We start from the raw sequence: 351 nt of genomic DNA on the forward strand, positions 1-351 counted from the left end.
CGCTGCTGGCGGGCTGCGGTCCTTCGCACGATGCGCCCGCCAATGCGGGCCAGGCCAGCTCCAGGGCGCAGCAAAGCGGCCCGGCGGCCGTGGCCGTGGCGCGCGGCAAGATCGAGGTGGAAGGCGGGCTGCTGGACCTGTCGCCCGCCGTGGCCGGCGTGGTGCAGCAGCTGTCCGTCAAGGAAGGCCAGTCCGTGCAGCGCGGCCAGTTGCTGCTGAGGCTGGCCGACGAGACGGGCCAGGCCGACCTGGCCGTGGCCGAGTCCGAGGCCCAGCTGGCCAAGGCCCGCCAGAAGGCACGCGCCGCGCGCCTGCCCCAGCTCAAGCAGACCCTGGCGCGCTGGCAGGCCG

General features: G+C 75.5%; 1 protein-coding gene. It reads left to right on the forward strand.

Annotated features, from left to right (window positions below):
• A partial coding sequence (locus tag L995_RS17005; RefSeq protein WP_047472739.1) for a biotin/lipoyl-binding protein occupies positions 1 to 351 on the forward strand: 351 nt, incomplete at both ends.

The organism is Delftia sp. ZNC0008, assembly GCF_000799035.1.
GTDB classification, from domain to species: domain Bacteria; phylum Pseudomonadota; class Gammaproteobacteria; order Burkholderiales; family Burkholderiaceae_C; genus Comamonas; species Comamonas tsuruhatensis.